This is a genomic window from Amycolatopsis rhizosphaerae (assembly GCF_007713715.1).
In the GTDB taxonomy this organism is placed as follows: domain Bacteria; phylum Actinomycetota; class Actinomycetes; order Mycobacteriales; family Pseudonocardiaceae; genus Amycolatopsis_E; species Amycolatopsis_E rhizosphaerae.
The window spans coordinates 1-2413 of the sequence record NZ_VJWX01000730.1 but is presented as its reverse complement, the minus strand read 5'-3'; the positions used below and the strand labels follow the sequence as shown (position 1 = coordinate 2413).

General features: G+C 71.5%; 2 protein-coding genes and 1 pseudogene. All 3 read right to left on the bottom strand.

Going from position 1 to position 2413, the window contains the following annotated elements:
* Nucleotides 1–7: 7 nt before the first annotated feature.
* On the bottom strand, nucleotides 8–787 hold the full coding sequence (pgl, locus tag FNH05_RS36140) for a 6-phosphogluconolactonase (protein ID WP_144593332.1): 780 nt from the start codon (nucleotides 785–787) through the stop codon (nucleotides 8–10).
* A complete protein-coding gene (gene opcA, locus FNH05_RS36135) occupies nucleotides 784–1767 on the bottom strand; it encodes a glucose-6-phosphate dehydrogenase assembly protein OpcA (RefSeq protein ID WP_144593331.1) in 984 nt (327 codons plus the stop codon). Before opcA ends, pgl begins: the two co-directional genes overlap by 4 nt.
* A 148-nt stretch (nucleotides 1768–1915) precedes the next feature.
* A pseudogene (locus FNH05_RS36130) lies at nucleotides 1916–2413 on the bottom strand (glucose-6-phosphate dehydrogenase); the annotation flags it as partial.

Sequence of the window (2413 nt, the reverse complement as noted above, 5' to 3'; positions counted from 1 at the left end):
CCTTCGATCAGGCCGTCGGGGGCAGGTAGACGTTCGACAGCTTGCCCGCCGCGGTCCGGTCGATCAGCCACAGCGTGCGCCGCCGTCCGCGGGCACCGGCGACCGGGAGTTGCACCTCGCCGGCGCCGGCCAGTGCCAGCGCCACCGCATCGGCCTTGGTTGCCCCGGTGGTCAGCAGCCAGACGTCGTGTCCCTGCCGAAGGGCGGGCAGGGTCAGCGAGATCCTGGTCGGCGGAGGCTTCGGCGAGTTGCGCACCGCGATCACCGGCCGCTGGGTTTCGTACACCGCGGGCGATTCCGGGAAGATCGACGCGGTGTGTCCTTCACCGCCGAGGCCGAGCAGCACGATGTCGAATCCCGGCACCGCGCCGTGGTCTTCGGGCCGGGCGTGGCGGGCCAGAACCCGGGCGTAGGCCTCCGCCGCCGCGTCCGGATCATCGCCGAATTCCCCGTCCGAGGCCGGCATCGCGTGCACCCGCTCCGGGTCGACGGGCACGTGGTCGAGCAGCGCTTCGCGGGCCTGCTTTTCGTTGCGCTCGTCGTCGTCCGCGGGCACGAACCGCTCGTCACCCCAGTACAGGTCCAGCCGGGACCAGTCCACCGCATCCCGTGCCGGGGAGCGGTGCAGCTGTTCCAGCACCGCGATCCCGGTGGTGCCGCCGGTGAGCACCAGCGAGGCGCTTCCCTTGGCGGCCTGCAGATCCACCAGCCTGGTCACCAGCCGGGCGGCGGCCGCCGCGGCCAGCAGTTCCGGATTGGCGTAGACGACCACCTCGGTCGCGCTCACGAGGCGGCCGCCTTCGCCGGCTTCTTCCCGTTGCTCTTGGCCTTGCCGGGGCTCTTGGCGGCGCCCGCGCTCAGCTTGTCCAGACCATGCAACGCGGCCTCGTAGACCTCGTCCGGGTCGAGCCTCCGCAGCTCCTCGATGAGACAGTCCTTGGTGCTGCGGCGGTGCAGCGCGATGCGCCGGGTCGGCTGGCCGGGCTGGGTGAGCATGCCGACCTTGCCGTCCGGCCGGTACAGCTCCACCGCACCCGAGCGACGCTCCAGCGAAACGGACACGATTCCTTGCGCCGTACTGGTTTTCACCCGCTTCACCGGCACCCGCAGGTACTCGGCGAGCCAGCCCGCCAGCAGCTCCGTGGAGGGCGAATCCGCTTCGCCGGTCACCGTGGCGGCCGTGATCTTCTCGTACGGCGGCAGGTCCAGCGCGGCCACCAGCTGGGCACGCCAGTTGGTCAACCGCGTCCAAGCCAGATCCGTGTCACCCTCCACATAGGACTTGCGGCGGGTGGCCAGTGCTCTTATCGGGCTGCGCTCGGCCGCCGAGTCGGTGATCCGGCGCTGCGCCAGCTGGCCGATCGGGTCCTGCGCCGGAGCCTTCGGGCCCGCGCTGGGCCACCAGGTGACGATCGGCGCGTCCGGCAGCAGCAGCGGCACCACCGCACTCTGGCCCTGGGCCGCGAGCGGGCCGTACAGCCGCAGGATCACCACCTCGCTGGCACCGGCATCACCGCCGACCCGGATCTGGCCGTCGATGCGCGCCGCCGCCGTGCGGGAACCCCGCGCGACCACGATCACCCGGCACGGGTGCTCGCGGCTGGCCTCGTTGGCGGCGTCGATGTGCGCCTCCAGGTGCTCGCCGTCGTCATCGACGATCACCAGGGTGAGCACGCGGCCGAGCGCGACCGCACCGCCACGCTCCCGCAACTCCACCAGCTTGCGGTTGACCTGAGAGGTCGTGGTCGAGGGCAAATCGATGATCACGGTCGCCTCCAGTGCTTGTGCGGGGCACCCGCACCCGGTCGGCGACCGTGGCCGGGGCTGCGCAAAGTGTGGCTCACGGTCGCCCGGTGTTCTTGCGGGGCACCCGCACCCGGTCGGCGACCGTGGCCGGGGCTGCGCAAAGTGTGGCTCACGGTCGCCTCCAGTTCCGCCCGCTGCGCTGCAGCACCTCGTCCGCCGAGGCGGGACCCCAGCTCCCGGGTGCATACGGCTCGGGCGCACCCTGCTTGGCCCAGTGCTCCAGGACCGGGTCCAGGATCTGCCAGGACAGTTCGACTTCCTCGTTCACCGGGAACAGCGAGGGCTCGCCGAGCAGCACGTCGAGGATGAGCCGCTCGTAGGCCTCGGGGGAGGACTCGGTGAAGGCATGGCCGTACCCGAAGTCCATCGTGACGTCCCGGACCTCCATCGTGGTGCCCGGCACCTTCGACCCGAACCGCATGGTCACGCCCTCGTCCGGCTGGACGCGGATCACCAGTGCGTTCTGCCCCAGCTCCTCGGTGGAGGTGCGGTCGAAGGGCAGGTGCGGGGCCCGCTTGAACATCACCGCGATCTCGGTGACGCGGCGCCCCAGCCGCTTGCCGGTGCGCAGGTAGAACGGCACCCCGGCCCACCGGCGGTTCTGCAC